Annotated in this window: 22 protein-coding genes; 14 read left to right on the plus strand and 8 right to left on the minus strand. The window is 66.8% G+C overall.

The genetic code is table 11. The features are described 5' to 3' along the window. Positions 1-59 precede the first annotated feature (59 nt). Positions 60-446 carry a hypothetical protein gene (locus VGV06_19680; protein ID HEV2057362.1) on the plus strand — a complete coding sequence of 129 codons (387 nt, stop codon included), beginning with the start codon at positions 60-62 and terminating at the stop codon, positions 444-446. Positions 447-459: 13 nt separating this feature from the next. Continuing rightward, on the plus strand, positions 460-657 hold the full coding sequence (locus VGV06_19685) for a hypothetical protein (protein ID HEV2057363.1): 198 nt from the start codon (positions 460-462) through the stop codon (positions 655-657). Between the two features lie 11 nt (positions 658-668). On the opposite strand, the gene VGV06_19690 is transcribed toward VGV06_19685, so the two are convergent. Further along, positions 669-1829 (minus strand): amidohydrolase family protein, encoded by a 1161-nt coding sequence (locus VGV06_19690; GenBank protein HEV2057364.1) that lies wholly within the window; start codon positions 1827-1829, stop codon positions 669-671. A 57-nt stretch (positions 1830-1886) separates the two neighbouring features. Here VGV06_19690 and VGV06_19695 point away from each other — a divergent pair, with 57 nt between their 5' ends. The 3 genes from VGV06_19695 to VGV06_19705 are packed head-to-tail and all read left to right on the plus strand — an operon-like array spanning position 1887 to position 4138. Then, complete coding sequence (locus tag VGV06_19695; protein ID HEV2057365.1) at positions 1887-3266, plus strand: amidohydrolase family protein; 1380 nt, start codon at positions 1887-1889, stop codon at positions 3264-3266. Beyond that, positions 3267-3737 carry a tetratricopeptide repeat protein gene (locus VGV06_19700; GenBank protein ID HEV2057366.1) on the plus strand — a complete coding sequence of 157 codons (471 nt, stop codon included), beginning with the start codon at positions 3267-3269 and terminating at the stop codon, positions 3735-3737. It abuts the gene before it with no gap. A gap of 14 nt (positions 3738-3751) precedes the next feature. After that, complete coding sequence (locus tag VGV06_19705; GenBank protein HEV2057367.1) at positions 3752-4138, plus strand: carboxypeptidase regulatory-like domain-containing protein; 387 nt, start codon at positions 3752-3754, stop codon at positions 4136-4138. Positions 4139-4141: 3 nt separating this feature from the next. Here the strand turns inward: VGV06_19705 and VGV06_19710 are convergent, their stop codons facing one another. Further along, complete coding sequence (locus tag VGV06_19710) at positions 4142-5752, minus strand: AMP-binding protein (GenBank protein ID HEV2057368.1); 1611 nt, start codon at positions 5750-5752, stop codon at positions 4142-4144. Between the two features lie 541 nt (positions 5753-6293). Here VGV06_19710 and VGV06_19715 point away from each other — a divergent pair. Further along, positions 6294-6548 carry a hypothetical protein gene (locus tag VGV06_19715; GenBank protein ID HEV2057369.1) on the plus strand — a complete coding sequence of 85 codons (255 nt, stop codon included), beginning with the start codon at positions 6294-6296 and terminating at the stop codon, positions 6546-6548. Continuing rightward, the gene (locus VGV06_19720) at positions 6538-6753 is read left to right on the plus strand and encodes a type II toxin-antitoxin system HicA family toxin (GenBank protein HEV2057370.1); all 216 of its coding nucleotides are present in this window, start codon (positions 6538-6540) and stop codon (positions 6751-6753) included. The genes VGV06_19715 and VGV06_19720 overlap by 11 nt, the downstream gene beginning before the upstream one ends. A 96-nt stretch (positions 6754-6849) precedes the next feature. Here VGV06_19720 and VGV06_19725 read toward each other — a convergent pair whose 3' ends face one another. From VGV06_19725 to VGV06_19740, 4 genes are read right to left on the minus strand one after another with little or no spacing between them, the layout of a single operon-like run. Next, a complete protein-coding gene (locus VGV06_19725) occupies positions 6850-8037 on the minus strand; it encodes a Gfo/Idh/MocA family oxidoreductase (GenBank protein HEV2057371.1) in 1188 nt (395 codons plus the stop codon). A 6-nt stretch (positions 8038-8043) separates the two neighbouring features. Further along, the gene (locus tag VGV06_19730; protein ID HEV2057372.1) at positions 8044-10107 is read right to left on the minus strand and encodes a DUF2075 domain-containing protein; all 2064 of its coding nucleotides are present in this window, start codon (positions 10105-10107) and stop codon (positions 8044-8046) included. Positions 10108-10161: 54 nt separating this feature from the next. Beyond that, on the minus strand, positions 10162-11082 hold the full coding sequence (locus VGV06_19735; GenBank protein HEV2057373.1) for an HNH endonuclease: 921 nt from the start codon (positions 11080-11082) through the stop codon (positions 10162-10164). Positions 11083-11101: 19 nt separating this feature from the next. After that, on the minus strand, positions 11102-11428 hold the full coding sequence (locus VGV06_19740; GenBank protein ID HEV2057374.1) for a DUF6569 family protein: 327 nt from the start codon (positions 11426-11428) through the stop codon (positions 11102-11104). Between the two features lie 372 nt (positions 11429-11800). Here VGV06_19740 and VGV06_19745 point away from each other — a divergent pair, with 372 nt between their 5' ends. From VGV06_19745 to VGV06_19755, 3 genes are read left to right on the plus strand one after another with little or no spacing between them, the layout of a single operon-like run. Next, entirely contained in the window at positions 11801-12142 is a 342-nt protein-coding gene (locus VGV06_19745; protein HEV2057375.1) for a hypothetical protein, read from the plus strand. Then, complete coding sequence (locus VGV06_19750; protein HEV2057376.1) at positions 12139-12372, plus strand: DUF4926 domain-containing protein; 234 nt, start codon at positions 12139-12141, stop codon at positions 12370-12372. The genes VGV06_19745 and VGV06_19750 overlap by 4 nt, the downstream gene beginning before the upstream one ends. 38 nt (positions 12373-12410) lie before the next feature. Beyond that, complete coding sequence (locus tag VGV06_19755) at positions 12411-12638, plus strand: type II toxin-antitoxin system MqsA family antitoxin (GenBank protein ID HEV2057377.1); 228 nt, start codon at positions 12411-12413, stop codon at positions 12636-12638. 192 nt (positions 12639-12830) lie between these two features. Here VGV06_19755 and VGV06_19760 read toward each other — a convergent pair whose 3' ends face one another. Both VGV06_19760 and VGV06_19765 read right to left on the minus strand, forming a co-directional pair. Then, positions 12831-13163 (minus strand): HigA family addiction module antitoxin, encoded by a 333-nt coding sequence (locus tag VGV06_19760; GenBank protein ID HEV2057378.1) that lies wholly within the window; start codon positions 13161-13163, stop codon positions 12831-12833. Between the two features lie 10 nt (positions 13164-13173). Further along, positions 13174-13458 (minus strand): type II toxin-antitoxin system RelE/ParE family toxin, encoded by a 285-nt coding sequence (locus tag VGV06_19765; protein HEV2057379.1) that lies wholly within the window; start codon positions 13456-13458, stop codon positions 13174-13176. 284 nt (positions 13459-13742) lie between these two features. Here VGV06_19765 and VGV06_19770 point away from each other — a divergent pair, with 284 nt between their 5' ends. From VGV06_19770 to VGV06_19785, 4 genes are read left to right on the plus strand one after another with little or no spacing between them, the layout of a single operon-like run. Beyond that, the gene (locus tag VGV06_19770) at positions 13743-14627 is read left to right on the plus strand and encodes a nitrilase-related carbon-nitrogen hydrolase (protein HEV2057380.1); all 885 of its coding nucleotides are present in this window, start codon (positions 13743-13745) and stop codon (positions 14625-14627) included. Continuing rightward, a complete protein-coding gene (locus VGV06_19775) occupies positions 14624-16039 on the plus strand; it encodes an amidohydrolase family protein (protein HEV2057381.1) in 1416 nt (471 codons plus the stop codon). The genes VGV06_19770 and VGV06_19775 overlap by 4 nt, the downstream gene beginning before the upstream one ends. After that, entirely contained in the window at positions 16039-17433 is a 1395-nt protein-coding gene (locus VGV06_19780; GenBank protein ID HEV2057382.1) for an MmgE/PrpD family protein, read from the plus strand. The genes VGV06_19775 and VGV06_19780 overlap by 1 nt, the downstream gene beginning before the upstream one ends. Then, positions 17430-18290 carry a transporter substrate-binding domain-containing protein gene (locus VGV06_19785; GenBank protein ID HEV2057383.1) on the plus strand — a complete coding sequence of 287 codons (861 nt, stop codon included), beginning with the start codon at positions 17430-17432 and terminating at the stop codon, positions 18288-18290. The genes VGV06_19780 and VGV06_19785 overlap by 4 nt, the downstream gene beginning before the upstream one ends. The last annotated feature ends 3 nt before the right edge of the window (positions 18291-18293 follow it).

Raw genomic sequence — 18293 nt, forward strand, 5'->3', positions numbered from 1 at the left:
GGCCAGACCGCGGTTCTCCTCAGCGGTTGACAATATACAATCATACTAGCATCATAGGTATGAGGGAACCACGGCTCGTCACCGTCCTCTTGCGGCTCCTGCTCTTCTACAATTCGGGAGCCCGGGCCGGACGGGAGCCTATAGAGGATGAAAAGTTTATCCGAACCGCCGAAGAGATTGCCCAACAGTTCGGGGGTGGGACCCTCTTCGTGTTCCGCCGAGAAGACCCAAGAGGCTTCTGGTGGGATCGGGGCGTGGTGGACCGGGATACCCTCGCCCTACTCGAGGTGGATGTTCCGGATACGGCCGGAGCGCGGGATTGGCTCCGTGGCTATGCGCGAGGTGTCCTTCTGAAGAGGTTCCGTCAGAAGGCTATCTACCTGAAGTTCATTGGACCCGTTGAGACGCTCCTGGTCACGGACGAAGAAATCGCGAGCGACTCTTAGGGAGGAGACGACCATGGCTCGGGAGAGAAAACTGGAAGCCCCAGTCACGCTATTCGCGGCGATCGAGACGAAGCAGCATCAGGCCCTGCGGGAAATCGCCTTCGAGCAGCGCCGCTCCATCGCCGATGTTGTCCGCGAGGCCATCAGCCAATACGTCGCCAAGCGCCCGGCAAGAACGAGTCGGCGGCGGTTGGTCGCGGGCCGGCGGTAAAGGGAGCGGGTTTAGGTGCTCGCCGACAGCTTGTAGAGACGGGCGCAGTTGTCCCAGAGGATCTTGGCCTTGCTCTTGTCGCTGACGCCCTCGATCCGGACGAACTCCTCGATGGCCACCGGGAAGAGCCCGTCGGAGTGCGGGTAGTCGGTCGAGACCACGATGTTGTCGTCGCCGATCGCCTCCACCACCTGGCGGAGCGGTTTCTCATCGGCGTCGGTGGCGATATAGCACTGGCGAAAGAAGTACCGGCTCGGCAGCTGTGAGATCTGGATCTCCGAGCCCGGCCCGAACTTCTCCCAGGCCTCGTCGAGCCGCCAGAGGTACCACGGAAGCCAGCCGCACGTGCCCTCGAGGAACGCACAGCGGAGCCCCGGGTGGCGCTCGAGCACGCCGCCGGCGGCCATGCTCCCGAACGCCATCATCAGCTCGATCGGGTTGCGCCCGGCGACGCCGATGACCCGGCCGTTCGGGGTGTCGAGGTACCGGCGGGCAATGTCGTCCCTCAACGATGACTGTCCCGTCGGGTGGAAGCCCACGGGCACGCCGAGCTCCTCGATCGCGTGCCACAGCGGCTCGAATGCGGGATCGTGGACGTGGCGGCCGTTGATCGGGTTCGGGTTGCCGATCACCGCAACGGCGCCCAGCTCACGCACGGCTCGCTTGGCCTCGGCAATCGCGCCCGGGATGTCGTGGAAAGCCAGCTGGGCGGCGAACTTGAGCCGGCTCGGGTCGATCGAGCAGAAATCGCGCGTCCAGTTGTTGTGCGCGCGCGCCAGGGCGGCCGCCACCTGCGGGTCGAGATCATCGTGCATCAGGACCTGACGGCCGCGCGTGCCGTAAATAACGGCGACGTCGATGCCCTCGATATCCATCGCCTGGAGATGGGTCGGCGCGTCGTAGCCGCGAGCGTGCGCCACCGCGTAGTGCGGATGGCGGGCGAAGGAGCGCTCCTGGAGGCTCTTGCCAACCACTGCCGTCCGCGCGCGCTTCGACATCTCGGCGATCTCGACGTCGCCGATCCGGATGACCGGCTGGTTCACCGATCCCTCGGCGGACCGCATGAAGCGGGGCGCGAATTTCTTGAACGGCTCGTCCAGGTACTGCTCCCAGAGGCCGTCCGGCTCCATCGTGTGCAGATCGCTATCCAGGACCCGGAATCCGTTCTTCATGGCGGAGAGCTTAGTCTGGCGGGCCGGAGACGTCAAGGACGGTGCTAGAATCCGCCCATGCCCGACCGCACCCTGAAAATCGAGAACGCGCAGTACGTCCTGACGCTCGATGGGGAGCGCCGAATCATCCGCGACGCCTCGATCCTCGTGGAGGACGGCCGGATCACGCGCGTTGCCAAGGCGGCCGAGCTTGCCGCGGTCCGTGCTGACCGCGTGATCGACGCGAAGCGCCGGCTCGTCACGCCGGGCTTCGTCAACGGCCACATGCACATCAGCTACGCGCACGCCGTGCGCGGAATCTTCCCCGACGAGCTGGCGAGCCCGCTCGTCCACGTGTTTGCCCTGCAGGGCGCCATGACCGAGGAAGAGGAGTACCTCACAACCTTGCTCGGCCTCGTCGAGCTGCTGAAGAACGGCACGGTCTGCTTCGTGGATCCGGGCAGCACGAAGTTCCCCGACGCGTGCCTGCAGGCCTACGAGGACTCCGGCATCCGGGTGATGCTGGGCGAGTGCGTCACCGACGGGGACGCCCCGTTCAAGGTGCCGCGCTACGCCACCCACGAGGCTATCGCCCGGACGGCGGGGTTCATCGAGAAATGGCACGGCCGCCTGCAAGGCCGCGTGCGGGCCTGGGCGATGCCCTTCTCGCCGGAGACGTGCAGCGCCGAGCTGTTGCAGGCGCTCAAGCGCATGGTGGACGAGCGCGGCACTTCCCTGACGCTCCACCACAACAGCGGACCCAAGGCGCGCCAGGAATACGCCGCCCGCCATGGCCTCCGACCGACCGAATACCTCGAATCCCTCGGCGTCCTCGGACCGAACGTGCTCCTCGCCCACGTGCTCGGGATAGACAACGCCGAGATCGACTGCCTGGCCCGTACGCGAACCGGCGTGGTGATGTGCCCCGTCACTTCCGCGAAGAGCGGCCGCGGCGTGCCCGAGCACGGCCGGATGCCGGAGCTGCTGGCGAAAGGTGTCAAGGTGGCCCTCGGCTGCGACTCGCCGAACAACTCCAACCATCTTGACATGGTCCGGACCATGAACATGGCGGCGATCCAGTACAAAGACGCCCGCCAGGACACGCGCCAGATTCCCGCTGAATCCGCGCTGGAGATGGCCACGCTGCTCGGCGCGCAGGCTCTCGGCGTCGGCGACCAGCAGGGCTCCATCGAGCCCGGCAAGCGGGCGGACCTGGTGCTGTTCGACACCGAGCGGCCGGAGTGGCAGGCGCTCTTCAATCCCGTCAACAACCTCGTCTATAACGCCGACGGGCGCAGCGTGCACACGGTCGTCGTGGACGGTCGCGTCGTCGTGGAGGACCACCGTCAGTCGTTCGTCGACGAGGGCCGGCTTTTTGGCAAGGTGCAGGAGATCGGAGAGCGGCTCCAGGCCAGGACCGGCATCACGTTCCCCCGCTCGCGCTGGCCGATCGTCTGAATGACCGAGCGCGAGGCGTTGACGGCCCTGCGCGGCGACGATGTCGCCCAGGCGGCGCGCGCGGCCGGCGTCCTCTGGGAGATGTGGCACCGCTCCGGCGAACCGCGGCTCGACGGGCTCCTGCAGGAAGGTATCGAGGCGATGGAGCGCCAGGACCTGCCCACCGCCGACGCGATGTTCACGCGGTTGATCGACGAGGCGCCGGCCTTCGCCGAAGGCTGGAACAAGCGCGCCACCGTTCGCTACATGGCCGACGACTACGCGGCGTCGATCGCGGACTGCCGGGAGACGCTCGCGCGCAATCCCAACCACTTCGGCGCGCTCTCCGGCCAGGGGCTCTGCCACCTCATGCTGGGCCAGTTCCACGAGGCCGCGGAGCTCTTCCGCCGGACGCTCGCCGTGCACCCGCATCTCGGCAGCGCGCGCGACAATCTCCGGACAGCCCTAGCCGAAATCGTGAAGCTGAACTAAGAGGAGGCCACGCGATGAACAGGCGCATCCAGGTGCTCGCCACGATGGTGGTCGTCCTTCTCACATTCCCTATGGAGGTTCGAGCCGCCGACGTGCCCGCGCCTTACATTTCCGGCGGAGCCGGCGCGGACTCGCGAGAAGAGCTCCTTGCCAAGGAGAAGGAATACAACCTCAAGGTCATCACCGCCGACAAATCCGGCGACTACCTGGCGGGCGTGAAGGTCGTGATCGAGTCGGCCAAGAAGGAGCAGGTCCTCGACGCCACGATGACGGGACCGATTCTCCTGGCCAAGCTGGTTCCCGGGACGTACACCATCAGGGCCACCTCTGGCGGTCAGACGCTCACCCGGACAGTGACCATCGCGGCGCAGGGGCTGCGGCAGGTGGACCTTCGCTGGTAGGACTCAGCCGCGCTTTTTCCGGGCGCGGAGGTCGATGGAGCCGGGCCGTTGGCGCGGGTCTTCGCCCGGAGGGAAAATCTGGGTCTTCTGCACTTTCTGGGTGCCGGTGGTGGGCAGGCGATCGACGAAGAGGACCCAGCCCGGGGCCTTGAAGTAGGCGAGCCGGCCGAGACACCAGTCGGCGAGCTCGCCCGCCAGCCGCGCGTCGGCCACCGAGCCCGGCATGGCGACGACACAGGCCATGACCTCCTCCTCGCGGATCTCGTCGGGCACGGCGACCACGGCCACCTGGGCCACGGCCTCGTGGGCCTGGAGACAGGCCTCCACCTCCGCCGCCGCGATGTTCTCGCCTGAACGTCGGATGATGTTCTTCTTGCGGTCGACGAAGTAGAGCATGCCGCTCGCGTCCCGGCGCACCGCATCGCCCGTGTGGAACCAGCCCCCGCGCCACGCGTCTTCCGTCGCCTCCGCGTTCTTGAGATACCCGGCGAAGAATCCGTGCCGGGCGCCTTCCGGCCCGCCCCAGCGGACAACAAGCTCGCCCTGCGTCTCGGCGGGCAGCTCCCGGTCCTGCTCGTCGACGACGCGCGCCTCGAGCCCACCGTGGGGCCGGCCGAACGCGCGCGTGTGGATTTCGCGCGGCTCGAAGCGATCGGCCAGGATGCGGCCGGTCTCGGTCATGCCCCACACTTCCACGAGAGGGAAGCCGAAGCGCTTTTCGAAGGGCTCATGGAGCTGGGGCTCGACGCCGGCGCCGAGACCGAACTTGATGCGATGCTCGCGGTCTTCAGGCGCGGGCTCCTGGTTGAGGAGAAGCGGGGGCATCACGCCCAGATAGTGGATGATCGTGGCGCGCGAGGCGGCCACGTCGGGCCACCAGCGGCGGGGGCTGAAGCGCTCGGACAGGATCAAGCAGTTGGCCGTAAGCATGGCGCACGTGGCCGTGACGGCCATGCAGTTCATGTGGAAGAGCGGCAGCGGATTCAGAAAGCGCTCGCGCCCGCGCTCAATGGCGAGGCGCCCGCCCAGGTCTCGGTACCAGGCCCCGGCGTTGAGGTAGTAGAGGTTGCTGAGGATGCAGCCCTTTGGCCGCCCCGTGGTGCCCGAGGTATAGAGGAGGGCGCACTCGGTGTCGAGCCCCGGCGCGCCGTCGCGCGGCGCCGGGCCCGCCTTGGGGAACGACGCGGGCAGCGCCTCGGCGTCGACCACCGGCAGCGGCTTCGCGCGCTCGCGCGCCACCGCCTCTAGAGAGCCCACGCGAGCCGGGATCGTCACCGCCAGCTCCGCCCCGGAATGATCCATCTGGTAGAGGAGCTCGTCATGCCGATAGTCGGGATTGATGGGCACCACGCCGGCGCCGAGGGCATTCAGGGCCAGGTAGTGAAAGAAAAACTCCGGCCGGTTCTCGAAGAGGAGGCCCACGCGATGGCCGTGGCCATACCCGGCGGCCGCGTAGCGCTCGCGCAGTGCCAGCGCCTCGGCGCGCACCTGCGCGTAGGTGTACTCGACGCCCTCCGGATGGTAGGCGCGACCGGGGGAAGCTGGCGCGCAGAGGAAGGAATGATCGGGCGCGGCCTTCGCCGTGGCCACGAAAGCGTCGAAGACCGTGTCCATACCTCTACCCTCTCCTCATCCCTCTCCCCCGTCGAGGGGGAGAGGGCAGGGTGAGGGGGCCTGCCAAGCTGCCGACATCCACCGCCCTAGGCTACCGAGGCCGGCGGGTCCGGCGAGGCTTCCGATCGTCTTCCAGGCTCGAGGTGCGCGTCTCGAGCGTCGAGATCCAGCCATCGAGGCGGTCCAATCGCCTCGCCTGCTGGTCGAACCGCCGGTCCAACGATTCCCCATAACGAGCAATGAGAACGGCAAGGCCGCGGACGTCCGCACGAAGCGGCTCGCCAACCTCATCGATATGGCGGCATGTTTCGGCATTCTACGCGGCTATGTCGTCGCAAACGTGGGCGACCAACGCGGGGTCCACTGCCCAAGTCTCGCCGCGCTCCCGCACCTTGTCAATGCGGCTCGCCCCCTCACCCTGCCCTCTCCCCCGATGGGGGAGAGGGAAGCCCTGCTCGATGGGCCAATCGCAGAGCTCCACGAGCGGATTCCGCGACATGTTAGAATCTCCTAGAGCAAGGATCACAAGGAGGTCCAATCCATGGGTGGGCCGGCGGTCTTGCAGTACCAGGTCGCATTCACGCGCGATCCGGAGACTGCAAGCGTGGTAGCGGAGATTGCAGCGCTTCAGATCGCTGACTTCGGGGTAGACGTCCCGGAGGCGTTGGATCGCTTGCAATCTATGGCGACCTTCCACCTCGATTGCCTGATTCAAGAGGGCAAGCCAGTTCCCACCGAAGAAAGGGAGGAAGCGGGGTTCTACCTTCGCGTCAAGCTTCCTCCCCATGCCGCTTAGGCCCCTCAGAGCCCGGGAAATCATCCGAAAACTTGAACGGGCGGGTTTTGTGTACCGCCGGCAGAGCGGCAGCCACACCAGATACGTTCATCCAGACGGCCGTGGAGTCACTGTCCCGATGCATCCCGGCGACGTTCCCGTTCCAGTCCTGCGCTCGATCCTTCGTCAGGCCGGCCTGAGCGTCGAGAACTGGGAAACCCTGTAAGCGCGACCAACCGGAGTCCCTCTCCCCCGCCGAGGGGGAGAGGGACTCCCCCAGTACCCTCGCCCCCGAAGGGGGAGAGGGCAGGGTGAGGGGGCTCTAGTCCGCCAGATACGGCGCCAGGTCCACGCGCCGCCCCTCCGCGGCCGAGAGGTACGCGCCGTAGATGACCGCGATCACGTCGCGGGCCAGCGCGGCGCCCGAGAGCGGCTCGCGGCCGTGCGCGATGGCCTCCACGAAGTCCTGAATTTCTTGAGGATAGCCGGACATCCAGTCCTCGTCGGGCTGGGGCGCGCTCCAGCCCGCCTTGGTCTCGAGCTTCTCGACGAGATACTCGTCGCCGAACACGGCCGCGTCGGGCGCATAGGCCTGGACCGCGTCGTTCGGATTGATATTGCACAAGACGACGGCGCGCGCCGCGTACACGGCCAACTGGTTCCGGATGCCGCCCAGCACGGTGTCGCCGCCTGTGATCTGCGCCACGGTGCCGTCGTCAAACGTGAGGAGCAGCGTGCCCCAGTCCTCCACGTCCGCGCCGGCCACAGTATTAAGGAAGGGCCGCCCAGCCGCCGTGAACACGTCCGTCTCCGTGAGCTGGGCGGTCTCGGCCATGACGGCGCGCGGGCGCACGGGCCGGCCGCGGAGCCGGCGACCTTCGTCGGCCTTGAGGTAGAGCGCGGCGCCGAGCGGATGGCATCCCTTGCCGATGAGCGAGCCGCCCCCGCCCGTCTCCCAGCGCTTGTTGATGGGCGCGTGCGTCCCGCCATGGCTTTCCTCGCCGACGATCCGAAGAATGGGACCCCCCGCGGCGGTGAGCAGGCGCCGCGCCCGCTGGATGGGCGGGGCGTAGACCCAGTTCTCCGCGTAGCAGAGCCGGACGCCTGCCTGACGGCAGGCGGCGAGGATCTCGTCACTGGCAGCGAGGGCGCGGCGGAGCATCTCCGCGCGCGGGGTCGCGGCCGGGGCGAAGCAGCCCGTGAGCGGCTTCTCGACGATCACGTGCTTGCCGGCCCGTGCCGCCGCAATGGCCAGCGGCGCGTGGAGCGACGTCGGCACGCAGAGGTCGACTACGTCCACGTCGGGCGCGGCGAGCACCTCTTCGGCGCTGGCCGCAACCGTGGTGACGCCAAACTCCTCGGCGAACCGCGCGGCCCGCTCCGGCCGGGCTGCCGCGACCCGCGTGAGCGCCACGTCCACGCCGCGGACCTGATGATAGGCCTCGGCGTGCAGACGCGCGGAGAAACCGGCGCCGATGAATCCAACACGAAGCGTCCTAGGCTCGTCCACGGCCTATTAGATCAGGGACATCCCGGAGCGGCTAAGATAGTCGAACGTCTGGTCGTAGTAGACGGGATCCCTCGTTGGATCCTCGCTATCGCCCCACGGCACGACCACCACCATGCCCTGCCGAGCCCGGGTCAGTAGGACCCGATAAGCATTCTTCAGGTACCTCTTCCTCTCATTCGCAAGGATGCGCTGCCAGCCGTTGCCGCGAAATGACCAGTGCTGCCAGCCTTCGGGCGTGAAGCGGAAATCCGCATCCCACACCACGCAAGCCCAGTCCAGCTCCAGGCCCTGGATATGGAATTCGGTGGCGACGTCTTCCAGATAGTAGGACGAGCGAACATCGTCCTTGCCGTCGAGGAACCAGTGCACGGGATTGACGGGAGTCTTGACGTCCAGCGCATGCGGTTTCAAGCGTTCAGCCTGAGAGGATACCACGATGCCGTACCGTTCTGAACCCCGAGCCTTGCCGCGGAGCCATTTCCGGGCCTTGTTCAGGTCCCGGGTCAGCGCGATCGGGTAGCGCTCCTGCACGTGCCGGAGGGTCTCGCGGGCCGCACCGAGCTCCAGGTCCAGAAGCTCCTTGACCAACTTCGACACGTTCTCGCTCCGAAACGATCGAATCGACGTGGCTAGGTGAAGATCCGATTTGAACTCCACGTGCGCCCGGTGTCGCAGGGCTTCGACGATCGGACCTGCTCCGTACTCGCTATCTACGAGTCGGTCGGACACGTAGATCCTCCAGTCCGGATAGGATTGATCCAGCGCATTCAGCCACTCGCTGATCCCTGCCTCGCCGGTATTTATCTCCTGACCGCCCCCCACGAGACAGATGACCACCGCCCAGTCCTCGTGCCGGTCGAGGCAGGAGATCAGGAACTCGGGTTCGGACTGGTTGAAGTTCGGACGGCCCTTCTTGCGCTTCATGAAGTCGCCCGTCTGTTTCAGGGTCCAGGCACGCTGGGCTTCGTCAAAAATAGCGACGTGTTCGATCGGAGGCTTCTCCGCGTCGACGAGGCATTCGTCCCGAAAGTGATGGACGTTCTGGACGAATGCGCGGACCTCGCTCAACGCCGTGCCCTTGCGTACGACCCGGCCCCGGAGCCGCTCCTGACGGACCTTGTCCCGGGCTAGGGCCTCCTGCAGGATCTCCACAAGGGGCCCGTTGCCCGACAGGAACACACTGTAGAGCTCATCTCGATGGTCGATGTGCTTCGTGGCCGCGTCAAGGCCGACCAGTGTCTTGCCCGCTCCGGGGACGCCGGTCACGAAGCAGATGGCCTTCTGCGAGCGAGCCTTCGTCGCCGCGATGATAGAGGCGACGGTGCCCGCAGTCTTGCTGAGATTGGTGGCGCCTGCGTCACTCCGTGAGATCTCGCTGACCGAATGCCCACGATAGAGCGCCAACGTCGCTTCGATAATCGTTGGTGTGGGCTTGTAGCCGCTCTCCTCCCATTGTTCGATCCGGATTTCCGGCGACCCAACGAGACTCAGGATTCCCTCGATGGCCGCCGCCAAGCCATCGGAGTTCGTCCGCGCCGCCTCGAACAAACGATCCGAGGGGCGCGTGTCCGGAATACGCTGATGATCTCGACGGGCCCGCGTGCAGATCAGCACGGGGGCGATGTATGCGTCGTGGCTGCCTTCATGGAAGTTGTGGAGATCCAGGGCGTAGTCTACGACCTGATCTACGTCCTGGGACGAAAAGGCTTGTTCCCCGACCTTGAACTCGAGGACGAAGATAACCGGTCCGATGATGACAAGCGCATCGATTCGGCGACCCATGCGGGGAATGGTGAACTCTAGGTAGAGCGCGCCTTGACGGCCCGCCAGAACGCGCTTGAGGATTTCGGCCTGCTCGAGCCATGCGTCCCGCTGGGTTCCCGTCAGGTCGAAATCGTTCCGCCGCGCCATTCGCGCAAAAATCTCGTTTAGGTCGGCCGCACAGAACTCCGTGATCGTGCCCGAGTAGTAGGACCGTTGTGCTGCCGCGCGAAGCGAAGAACTCTTCACGGAGGAGAAGTATAGTCTAGGGCGAGCGTCGTCGCGCATATCGAACCAGTTCTGCTTCAACTCGGCCTCGGTGAAGAACTGGAACGACCCCTCGCTGGTGGTCAGCCATCTGCTCTAGCCACGGAACACCGTGTCGGCGTGCCATTCGAGCAGCTCGCGCCTGGGGCGCTCATCAGCCCCTCGCGGCACCCAGATGGTGCTGCCGTCTAGCTGATAGTAGTGCTCGCCGTTGTCGAAGTCCTTCTTGAGCCGGCGGCTGACACGGAACCGAAGGTCGGGCGCGATGGTCACGTACCCGCGATCGTAGAGCGTATGGACGTCGGAGCGGAGCAGTAACCCGTTGCTGACGCTGTGTGGTCCACCTTCGGCAACCGGCTGGATATGCGCGGCCTCAAGGACGGGCAAGGCCTTCTCGCGTGTCACCGCGCACCGCCGCTCATACGTGTCGGTGACGAGCACGCGGAACGCACCCTGCCCCAGCCGCTGCCACACCGGGACGACTCGGCCCTGCACGGGCCCCTCAGGTTCGGCGCTAGCGGACGCTCGAGTGAAACGATAGCGCTCGAGCGCAGCTTCCCACAGCTGACGGCCCGTGCCTGATTCGAGATCGTATGTCTTGCCCTGGACAATGTTCCGGCTGAAATCAGCCGGGGCTGGGATCCAGTCACGCTCACGGAAGAAGAAGGGCTCTTGCAGGATGATGCAGCCGATCGTGTACTGCGCATGCGGACCCACGGGTGCCCGGCGATACTTGTCAATCCGCCGGCACATCTCGGGATACGAGGGCGCCCCGTTCTTCTGGTCGAACGCGTCCCAGGCAATGCTGGCATCAAGCAGCGAGGCATGCGTGAAGAAGCCTCCGCCGGCAATGACGTTCTCTGGGTAGTGGAGCTTGAACAGGAAGGGTTCGCCGGGCTTGAGCGTTCCGAACAACCGGTTGCCGCCGGGCTGCCAAAAGTTCACCTCGTCCAGATCGGGGCGGTCCCGCAGGAAGCGGTACCAGTCCCGGTCCGTGACGGCAACGTAAGCGCGCACGGGCGGGAGTCTAGCAGAGTCAGGCTTGTTCCACGCTCTGCGCCGCCACCAGCACGGTCATGTTCAGGATGCGGTTCTGCTTGGCGCCCACCAGCTGCTCGCCGTCCAGGAGCAGCAGGGGCAGGTCCCCCAGGTTGGCCACCCGGAGGTCGGGCACGGAGCCCTCCTCGTCCACCTCCGTGATGCGTACGCGGTCCCCGGCCTCGGCCAGGGTGACCCACTCGGGCTCCGTCTGCATGGGCGCCAGGATTGGGATCACGGTCAGCGCGCCGTGGCGCTGGGGCTGGCCGGCCAGGATGCTGCCGAGGGTCTTCGCGATGATCTCGACGTCGGCGACTGTGGGCATGTAGGGCCTCCTATTAGTAGAGGGCGCTGCGCGGTCTCTGGACCCGGACAGCCAGTGTGTATCCGTGCTGTGACAGGGAGGGTCACGGCCTGTGAGGGGACTTTTCGCTGCCGCCGGGTGGCTGTGACCCCGGCTGTCACGGCGGAGGCGGTAGGGAGACGGAAACGAAGCGAGGCAGGCCAGCTCGCCAACCGGCTCCTCAGTCTTTCGGAGAACGCTTCCCGGCCCGGCGAGTGGTCGTGAGTCTGCTGAGGCGGGTGTATCCAATTCGAGGCATTGGATCGCCACGGCTCGAGTGCTACAGGGAAGTACATCAGCGACGGTGCGAGGGACGCCAAGCGATGAAGTTGGTCAGGTACGAGGCTCGAGCGCATGCAGATTCCGAATGCGGATCGTGCTGTCATCGACCCGGCGAAGCTTCATGGGTACTTGCTTTCACGCAACCATCCGGTCGGCCGGTTCAAGGCGGCATTCTTTCTGACACTCGGATACTCGCCGGAGGGCTGGCGCCAGCTCGAGGCGGACCTTCGGGGCCAGCACCTGCCTCAGGATGCCGCGCGCGGGGAGGAGACGCGGTATGGGCAAAAATACGCGATCCGCGCTACACTGGTTGGGCCATCGGGGAGCTGGGCGGACGTGGTGAGCGTCTGGGTCGTGCGTACAGGCGAGGAGTTCCCTAGATTCCTGACTGCCTATCCGGAGGGCGGCAGATGAGTTACCAGGTTCTCGATACCATCGTTCTCGATCGTGACCTACCTCAGCACGGGTTGCGCAAGGGCGATCTCGGCTCGGTGGTGGAAGTCTACGAGGCCGATGGGCTCGAGGTCGAGTTTGTAACCGCGTCCGGGCGAAGCGCGGCGCTGTTGACGCTGAACGACCGGGACGTGCGCCCGGTGTCAGATGACGACTTGGTATCTGTCAGACCCTGCCATCGCTCGGCTTGAGCCGGCCGAGCCCTGGGCTTCCGGCAAAGGCGGCGGCCATGGAATGCGTGATTTGTAAGCGCGGCGAGACCCGCCCGGGCATTGCTACGGTCACCGTAAAGCACGACTCCACGGTCTTGGTGATCAAGGGAGTTCCCGCCGACGTCTGCGCCAACTGCGGTGAAGAGTACGTCGGTGAAGCCACGACGGCGCACCTGTTGCGCACCGCTGAAGAGGTGTCGCGGGCGGGCGTTGAGGTAGACGTGCGCGAGTACGTGGGGCCGTGAATCTATAATTGCATTAGTTCTGCACTTGACGCGCAAGGCCCGCCTGTTAGACTCTGCCAGTACTTCCTCCCCGTTCGATATGCCGAAAGGCCTCGGGCGGGGTTATTTTCTTCTGACCGTGCCTCCCGCCAATACCCGCTGACCCTGCAATCGCTCGTTTCGCTCTTCTTCAGCGCAACCCTTGACCAGCACTCAACCGCGCGCAACCGCATGGGGGGAATGGCGGCGTTGCCTACTCTTCCAATGCCGAAGCGTGCGCAGTGTCTTGAGGGTCTTCCCCACCTTCCCCTCGGCGAGACGCAGGTCGTAGAGGGTTTGCAGGTTGAGCCAGAACTCGGGGTTCGTGTGGAAGAAATGACCGAGGCGTAGCGCGGTATCGCCGGTAATGGCCCGCCGGCCATTGAGGATCCCGGTTACGCGATTGGTCGGCACATTCAGCTGGCGTGCGAGCTCGGCAGCGCTCATGTGGAGCGCCTTCAGTTCTTCGGCGAGATGCTCGCCAGGGGGGATTGCCATGCGTGCCATGTGTTTCTCCCTAGTGATAGTCCACGATTTCGACATTGACGGGCCCGGCCGAACCGTCTGGCCATTCGAAACATATCCGCCATTGGTCGTTGATGCGAATGCTGTACTGGCCCTCTCGGTCGCCGCTCAGCGCCTCGAAACGGTTGCCCGGTAACCCAGCAACGTCCTTGAGTGCCGTAGCCGCCTCGAGACGGTCGAGCTTGAGCTGCGCGGACCGCTCAATCGCGGAGAACGCCTTGACTCGCCTGCCGGCGGCGAAGGCCCTGGTTCGTTTGTCTCGATACCCGAGGATCACCTCGAAGGGTATCGAGGAGTACGCGTTACGTCAAGCGTAACTATCGGGAGCTTGGGGTCCACGGCCCAAGTTTCTCCGCGCTCCCGCGTCTCGTCAATGTCGCTGCGCGGATACACCTGCGGCCGCGGCGTTCGGCAGGTCCTCTGCTGAGGAGGTTGTCCTCAACCGCCCTGCTACGAGCAGCGGCCCAAAAGAGCCGGACCTGCGCTCTGCGTGTTCGCTACAATTGGGCCCCTCCGCCGGCTGATCGTCAGGCCGCGAGGCGGGGACAAGGAGAGCCGACTATGGCCCGCTATCTGAAGATCGCCGCAGCCCAGATGGGCCCGAACCAGGAGGGCGCGAGCCGCGACGAGATCGTCGAGCGCATGCTCGCCCTGCTTGCCGATGCCGTTCACCAAGGCGTCGAGCTGATCGCGTATCCCGAGATGGCGCTGACCACCTACTTCCCGAAGCGTATCCGGAAAGACTTCGACCAGTTCTTCGAGACGGAGGTTCCTCCCAAGGCCCTCGAGCCCCTGCTCCGGCGCGCGGCCGAGGCCCGCGTGGCGGTCCACGTGGGCTTCTGCGAGAAGGCGGACGGGAAGTACTTCAACACCGCCCTCCTCACCGACCGCGATGGCCGGCTCTGCGGCACGTTCCGGAAGATCCACCTGCCCGGCACGAAGGCGGCGGACGGTTTCGCGCAGGTGTACGAGCCCTACTACTTCGAGCACGGCGACACCGGCTACAAGGTCTTCGAGGCGTGCGGCGCGAAGGTCGGTATCGCGATCTGCCAGGACCGGCGCTATCCGGAGAGCTACCGGTGCCTGGCTCTCCAGGGCGCCGAGGTCATCCTGATCGGCTACAACACCCCGCTCTCGGCGCTGGCGCTCGACCTCAACGAGCTCTGCCTGCGCTCCGGCGCGTACGCGAACGCGTGCTTCGTGGTGGGCATCGCCAAGGCCGGCGTGGAGGACGGCGTCGAGCTGATCGGCGGCAGCTGCATCGTGAACCCGCTCGGCCAGGTGATGGCCAAGGCGACGACGACCGGCGACGAGCTCGTGATCGCCCGCCTGGACCTCGACCAGATGGCGCCCGTCCGCAAGCGGTGGAACTTCCTCGGCCGGCGGCAGCCCCAGCACTACGCGGCCGTGCTCACGCCCGTGACCGAGAAGGAGCCGCACCGATGACGGCCGGCGTGGACCTGATCGTCCGTGGCGGGCAGGTCGTCACCGCCTCCGACGTCGTGGAGACGGCGGTGGCGATCAAGGGAGACCGGATCGTCGCTCTCGGGTCCGAGGCGCTCCTGCCGCCCGCCGATCGGGTCATCGACGCCTCCGGCAAGTACGTCCTGCCCGGGCTCATCGACTGCCACCTCCACATCGGGCCGGAGTACGACGACTGGAAGACGGCGCCGCTCGCCGCAGCCCGCACGGGGCTTACGACGCTCCTGCCCTTCGTCGTGTGCGACGAGGGTGAGACGCTGCCGAAGGCGCTGGTCCGGCTGCGCGAGGAGGCGCAGGCCCTCTCCGTGCTCGACTTCGGCTTCCACTTCATCCTGAACCACGAGCCGGCGATCCTGGACGGCCTCCCCGAAGCCGTGCGGCTCGGGGTGACCTCGTTCAAGCTGTTCATGACGTACAAGAAGCGCGGCAAGCGCATGGTCTCCGACGAGTTCATCGCGAAGACGATGGAGCGCCTGAGCCCTCTCGGCGGCCTCTGCCAGCTCCACTGCGAGAACGGCGACATCCTCTGCTACCTGGAGGACAAGGCGATCGCCGAGGGCCGCACGGCCCCGACGGACTTCCCCGCAACGTGCCCGGACTGGACGGAGGAGGAGGCGATCAACCGCGCGATCCTCATCGGGCGGTTGACCGATTGCCCCGTCTATGTCGTTCATCTCTCGACCAAGGTCGGGCTCGAGCGCATCGTGCGGGCCCAAGGAGACGGGCAGAGGGTGTGGGCGGAGACCTGTCCGCAGTATCTCCTCCTCACGGACACGGAGATGGAGCGCCTGGGGCCCTTCGCGAAGATCGGTCCGCCGCTCAGGCCCTCCGGCGGTCCCGACCGCGCGGCGCTCTGGGCGGGCTTGGAGCGGGGCTTCGTCTCGACGGTCGCCAGCGATCACTCCCCTCGGGTGCCGGCCGCCAAGGAGCCGGGATGGAAGAACATCTTCGTCGACGCGGAGGGGAAGCCGATTCCCTTCGGCGCCCCGTCGCTCGAGACACTGGTGGCGCTCGTCTACACCGAGGGCGTGGCCAACCGTCATCTCCCGATGACCTGGATGGCGCGCGTGCTGTCCGAGAACCCGGCCCGCATCTTCGGCCTCTATCCACGCAAGGGCGTGATCCGTGTGGGCGCGGACGCGGACCTCACGATCTGGGACCCCGAGCCGGCGTGGACGATCGAGCGCACGCAGCATCTCGGGATCGCGGGCTTCACGCCTTACGAGGGCTGGCCGGCGCGCGGCAGGCCGTGGATGACGCTCGTGCGGGGCCAGACGGTGCTCGGCCCCGATGGCGCCATCGAGCAGAAGCCGGGCTTCGGATGCTACCTGCCGCGGGGCGGGCCGCAGGCTCCCATCGCTGGAAGGGTCCGCTGATGGACTACCTGGACCGCCTCGCTCGCTTCGTGGAGGAGACGCGGCTCCCGGCGCTGCCGGCGAGCGCGATCGCCGCCGGGAAGCTCGTGCTGCTCGACACGCTCGGGGCGATCGTGGCAGGGAGCGCGCTCGACGAGAACCGGCGTCTCGCCGGACTCGCCGCCGCGCGCGCGCGGCACGGCGAGGCCACGCTGCTCGGCCACAACGAGAAGGCCGACGCCTACTGGGCGGCGCTGACCAACGCGACGGCGGGGGTAGCGCTCGAGGTGGACGAGGGGAACCGCCTGGGCGGCGGCCATCCCGCCATCCATGTGGTGCCGGGCGTTCTTGCCATGGCGGAAGAGCGGCAGCTCGGCGGGGGCCGGCTGCTCGAGGCGCTGATCGCGGGCTACGAGGTCGGCTCGCGCCTCGGCGGCGCCACCACCGTCCGTCCCAACGTGCACTCGCACGGCACGTGGGGGACGATCAGCACGGCGGCTGCCGTCGCCGCGCTAGAGGGCGCTCCGGCGACGACGGTGCGAGAGGTGATGAACCTCGCGGCGTCGATGAGCCCCGCGAACACGTGGACGCCCGCGCTCGAAGGGGCGACGATCCGCAACCTCTACCCCGGGCGCGCCGCCTTCCAGGGCATCCTGGCCGTCGACCTGCAGCGCGCCGGCTTCACCGGGCTCTCCGACGCGCCCTCCGACGTGTACGGCACGATCCTGGCCGAGCGCTTTGACGGCGCCCTCGCGCTCGAGGGACTCGGCGAGCGATACCGCATCGAGCAGAATTATTTCAAGCTCCACGCCTGCTGCCGATTCAACCACTTCGCCCTCGACACGGTGATGGCGCTCGCGCGCGACCATCGGCTCGCCTGGGACGAGGTGACGAAGGTCCAGGTGACCACGATCCCGTTCGGCCTCCGCATGGCCGATCCCGCGCCGACGAGCCGGCTCGCGGCGAAGTTCTCGATTCCGTGGGCGGTGGCGGCGGCGCTCGTGCTCGGCCGGGCGGACCTCGCCGCCTTCGAGCCCGCCGTCCTCGACGACGCCCGGATCCGCGCGCTCGCCCGGCGGGTCGAGGTCACGGCCGATGCCGAAATGTCGCCGCGGCGCACCGACCATCCCACCGCCCACGTGCGCATCACGCTCCGCGACGGGCGGGCGCTCATGGCCTCGACCACCGTGGTCCGCGGCGATGCGGTGGACCCGGTCCCGGAGTCGGAGATCGTGGAGAAGTTCGCCGCGCTGACGGCGCCGGTGCTCGGCGACGCCCAGGCCCGCCGGGTGGTGGAGGCGGTCCACGAGATCGAGACTCTCAAGGACGTGCGCGACCTCGGCGCGCTCCTGGTCCCCGCGCTCCGAACCCCTTTCCGCATCCCCCCGGTTCGCATCCAAGGAGGCTCATTATGATGCAACGTCGCTTTGCCGCCATTGCGGTGGCAGCTCTTCTCTGCGCGGGTCCCGCGCTCGCCCCCGTATTCGCCCAAGACAAACTTCCACCGCTCAAGACCGGCGTCGACGGCACCTTCGCCCCGCACGCCATGCCCAAGCTGGGCGGCGGCGTCGAGGGCTTCCAGATCGACCTCTTCACCGAGGTCGCGCGCCGCATGAAGCGCGAGATCACGATCGACGCAGTGAGCTTCTCGACCCTGATTCCGGGCATGCAGTCCGGCCGCTACGACTTCATCGCCGCGCCGACGACGGTGACCAAGGAGCGGGCGGAGAACATGCTGTTCACCGCGGGGTACCTGTGGACCGCGTACCAGTTCGGCATCAAGAAAGGCTCGGCGCCGATCAAGGACTGGGCCGATCTCAAGGGCAAGTCGGTGGCCGTCAACAAGGGCACGCCCTACGAGACGCTGTCCAAGGCTAAGGGCGCCGAGCTCGGCTTCACGGTGCAGGCCTATGACACCCAGCCGGACGCCACGCAGGCGGTCCTCTCGGGCCGCGCCTATGCGACTCTCGGCGGCAACACCACCATCGTCTACGCCGCGTCGAAGAACCCGCAGTTCGTGGCCGACCTCGAGCTCACGGACACGCGCGCCCACTGGGCGGCGCCGGTGCCCAAGAACAACCCGAAGCTCCGCGCCGAGCTCCAGGATGCGCTCGACTGCATGAAGAAGGACGGCACGATCGCCAGGCTTTCCGAGAAGTGGTTTGGCCGCAAGCCGCCGGCCGACGGCCTCGAGGTGGTCATCACGCCGGGCTACGGCCCGCCGGGCATGCCGGGCTACGACCCGACGCCGCACGAGCTCCACTGCAACTGACCT

It is taken from the genome of Candidatus Methylomirabilota bacterium (genome assembly GCA_035936835.1).
In the GTDB taxonomy this organism is placed as follows: domain Bacteria; phylum Methylomirabilota; class Methylomirabilia; order Rokubacteriales; family CSP1-6; genus AR37.

Coding starts and splice junctions, on each gene's coding strand:
- VGV06_19760 (HEV2057378.1), bottom strand. CDS start 13,163: ATGGCACGCATGGCAATCCCCCCTGGCGAGCATCTCGCCGAAGAACTG.
- VGV06_19685 (HEV2057363.1), top strand. CDS start 460: ATGGCTCGGGAGAGAAAACTGGAAGCCCCAGTCACGCTATTCGCGGCG.
- VGV06_19750 (HEV2057376.1), top strand. CDS start 12,139: ATGAGTTACCAGGTTCTCGATACCATCGTTCTCGATCGTGACCTACCT.
- VGV06_19745 (HEV2057375.1), top strand. CDS start 11,801: ATGCAGATTCCGAATGCGGATCGTGCTGTCATCGACCCGGCGAAGCTT.
- VGV06_19715 (HEV2057369.1), top strand. CDS start 6,294: ATGGGTGGGCCGGCGGTCTTGCAGTACCAGGTCGCATTCACGCGCGAT.
- VGV06_19770 (HEV2057380.1), top strand. CDS start 13,743: ATGGCCCGCTATCTGAAGATCGCCGCAGCCCAGATGGGCCCGAACCAG.
- VGV06_19720 (HEV2057370.1), top strand. CDS start 6,538: ATGCCGCTTAGGCCCCTCAGAGCCCGGGAAATCATCCGAAAACTTGAA.
- VGV06_19775 (HEV2057381.1), top strand. CDS start 14,624: ATGACGGCCGGCGTGGACCTGATCGTCCGTGGCGGGCAGGTCGTCACC.
- VGV06_19710 (HEV2057368.1), bottom strand. CDS start 5,752: ATGGACACGGTCTTCGACGCTTTCGTGGCCACGGCGAAGGCCGCGCCC.
- VGV06_19700 (HEV2057366.1), top strand. CDS start 3,267: ATGACCGAGCGCGAGGCGTTGACGGCCCTGCGCGGCGACGATGTCGCC.
- VGV06_19690 (HEV2057364.1), bottom strand. CDS start 1,829: ATGAAGAACGGATTCCGGGTCCTGGATAGCGATCTGCACACGATGGAG.
- VGV06_19785 (HEV2057383.1), top strand. CDS start 17,430: ATGATGCAACGTCGCTTTGCCGCCATTGCGGTGGCAGCTCTTCTCTGC.
- VGV06_19755 (HEV2057377.1), top strand. CDS start 12,411: ATGGAATGCGTGATTTGTAAGCGCGGCGAGACCCGCCCGGGCATTGCT.
- VGV06_19705 (HEV2057367.1), top strand. CDS start 3,752: ATGAACAGGCGCATCCAGGTGCTCGCCACGATGGTGGTCGTCCTTCTC.
- VGV06_19695 (HEV2057365.1), top strand. CDS start 1,887: ATGCCCGACCGCACCCTGAAAATCGAGAACGCGCAGTACGTCCTGACG.
- VGV06_19680 (HEV2057362.1), top strand. CDS start 60: ATGAGGGAACCACGGCTCGTCACCGTCCTCTTGCGGCTCCTGCTCTTC.
- VGV06_19780 (HEV2057382.1), top strand. CDS start 16,039: ATGGACTACCTGGACCGCCTCGCTCGCTTCGTGGAGGAGACGCGGCTC.
- VGV06_19740 (HEV2057374.1), bottom strand. CDS start 11,428: ATGCCCACAGTCGCCGACGTCGAGATCATCGCGAAGACCCTCGGCAGC.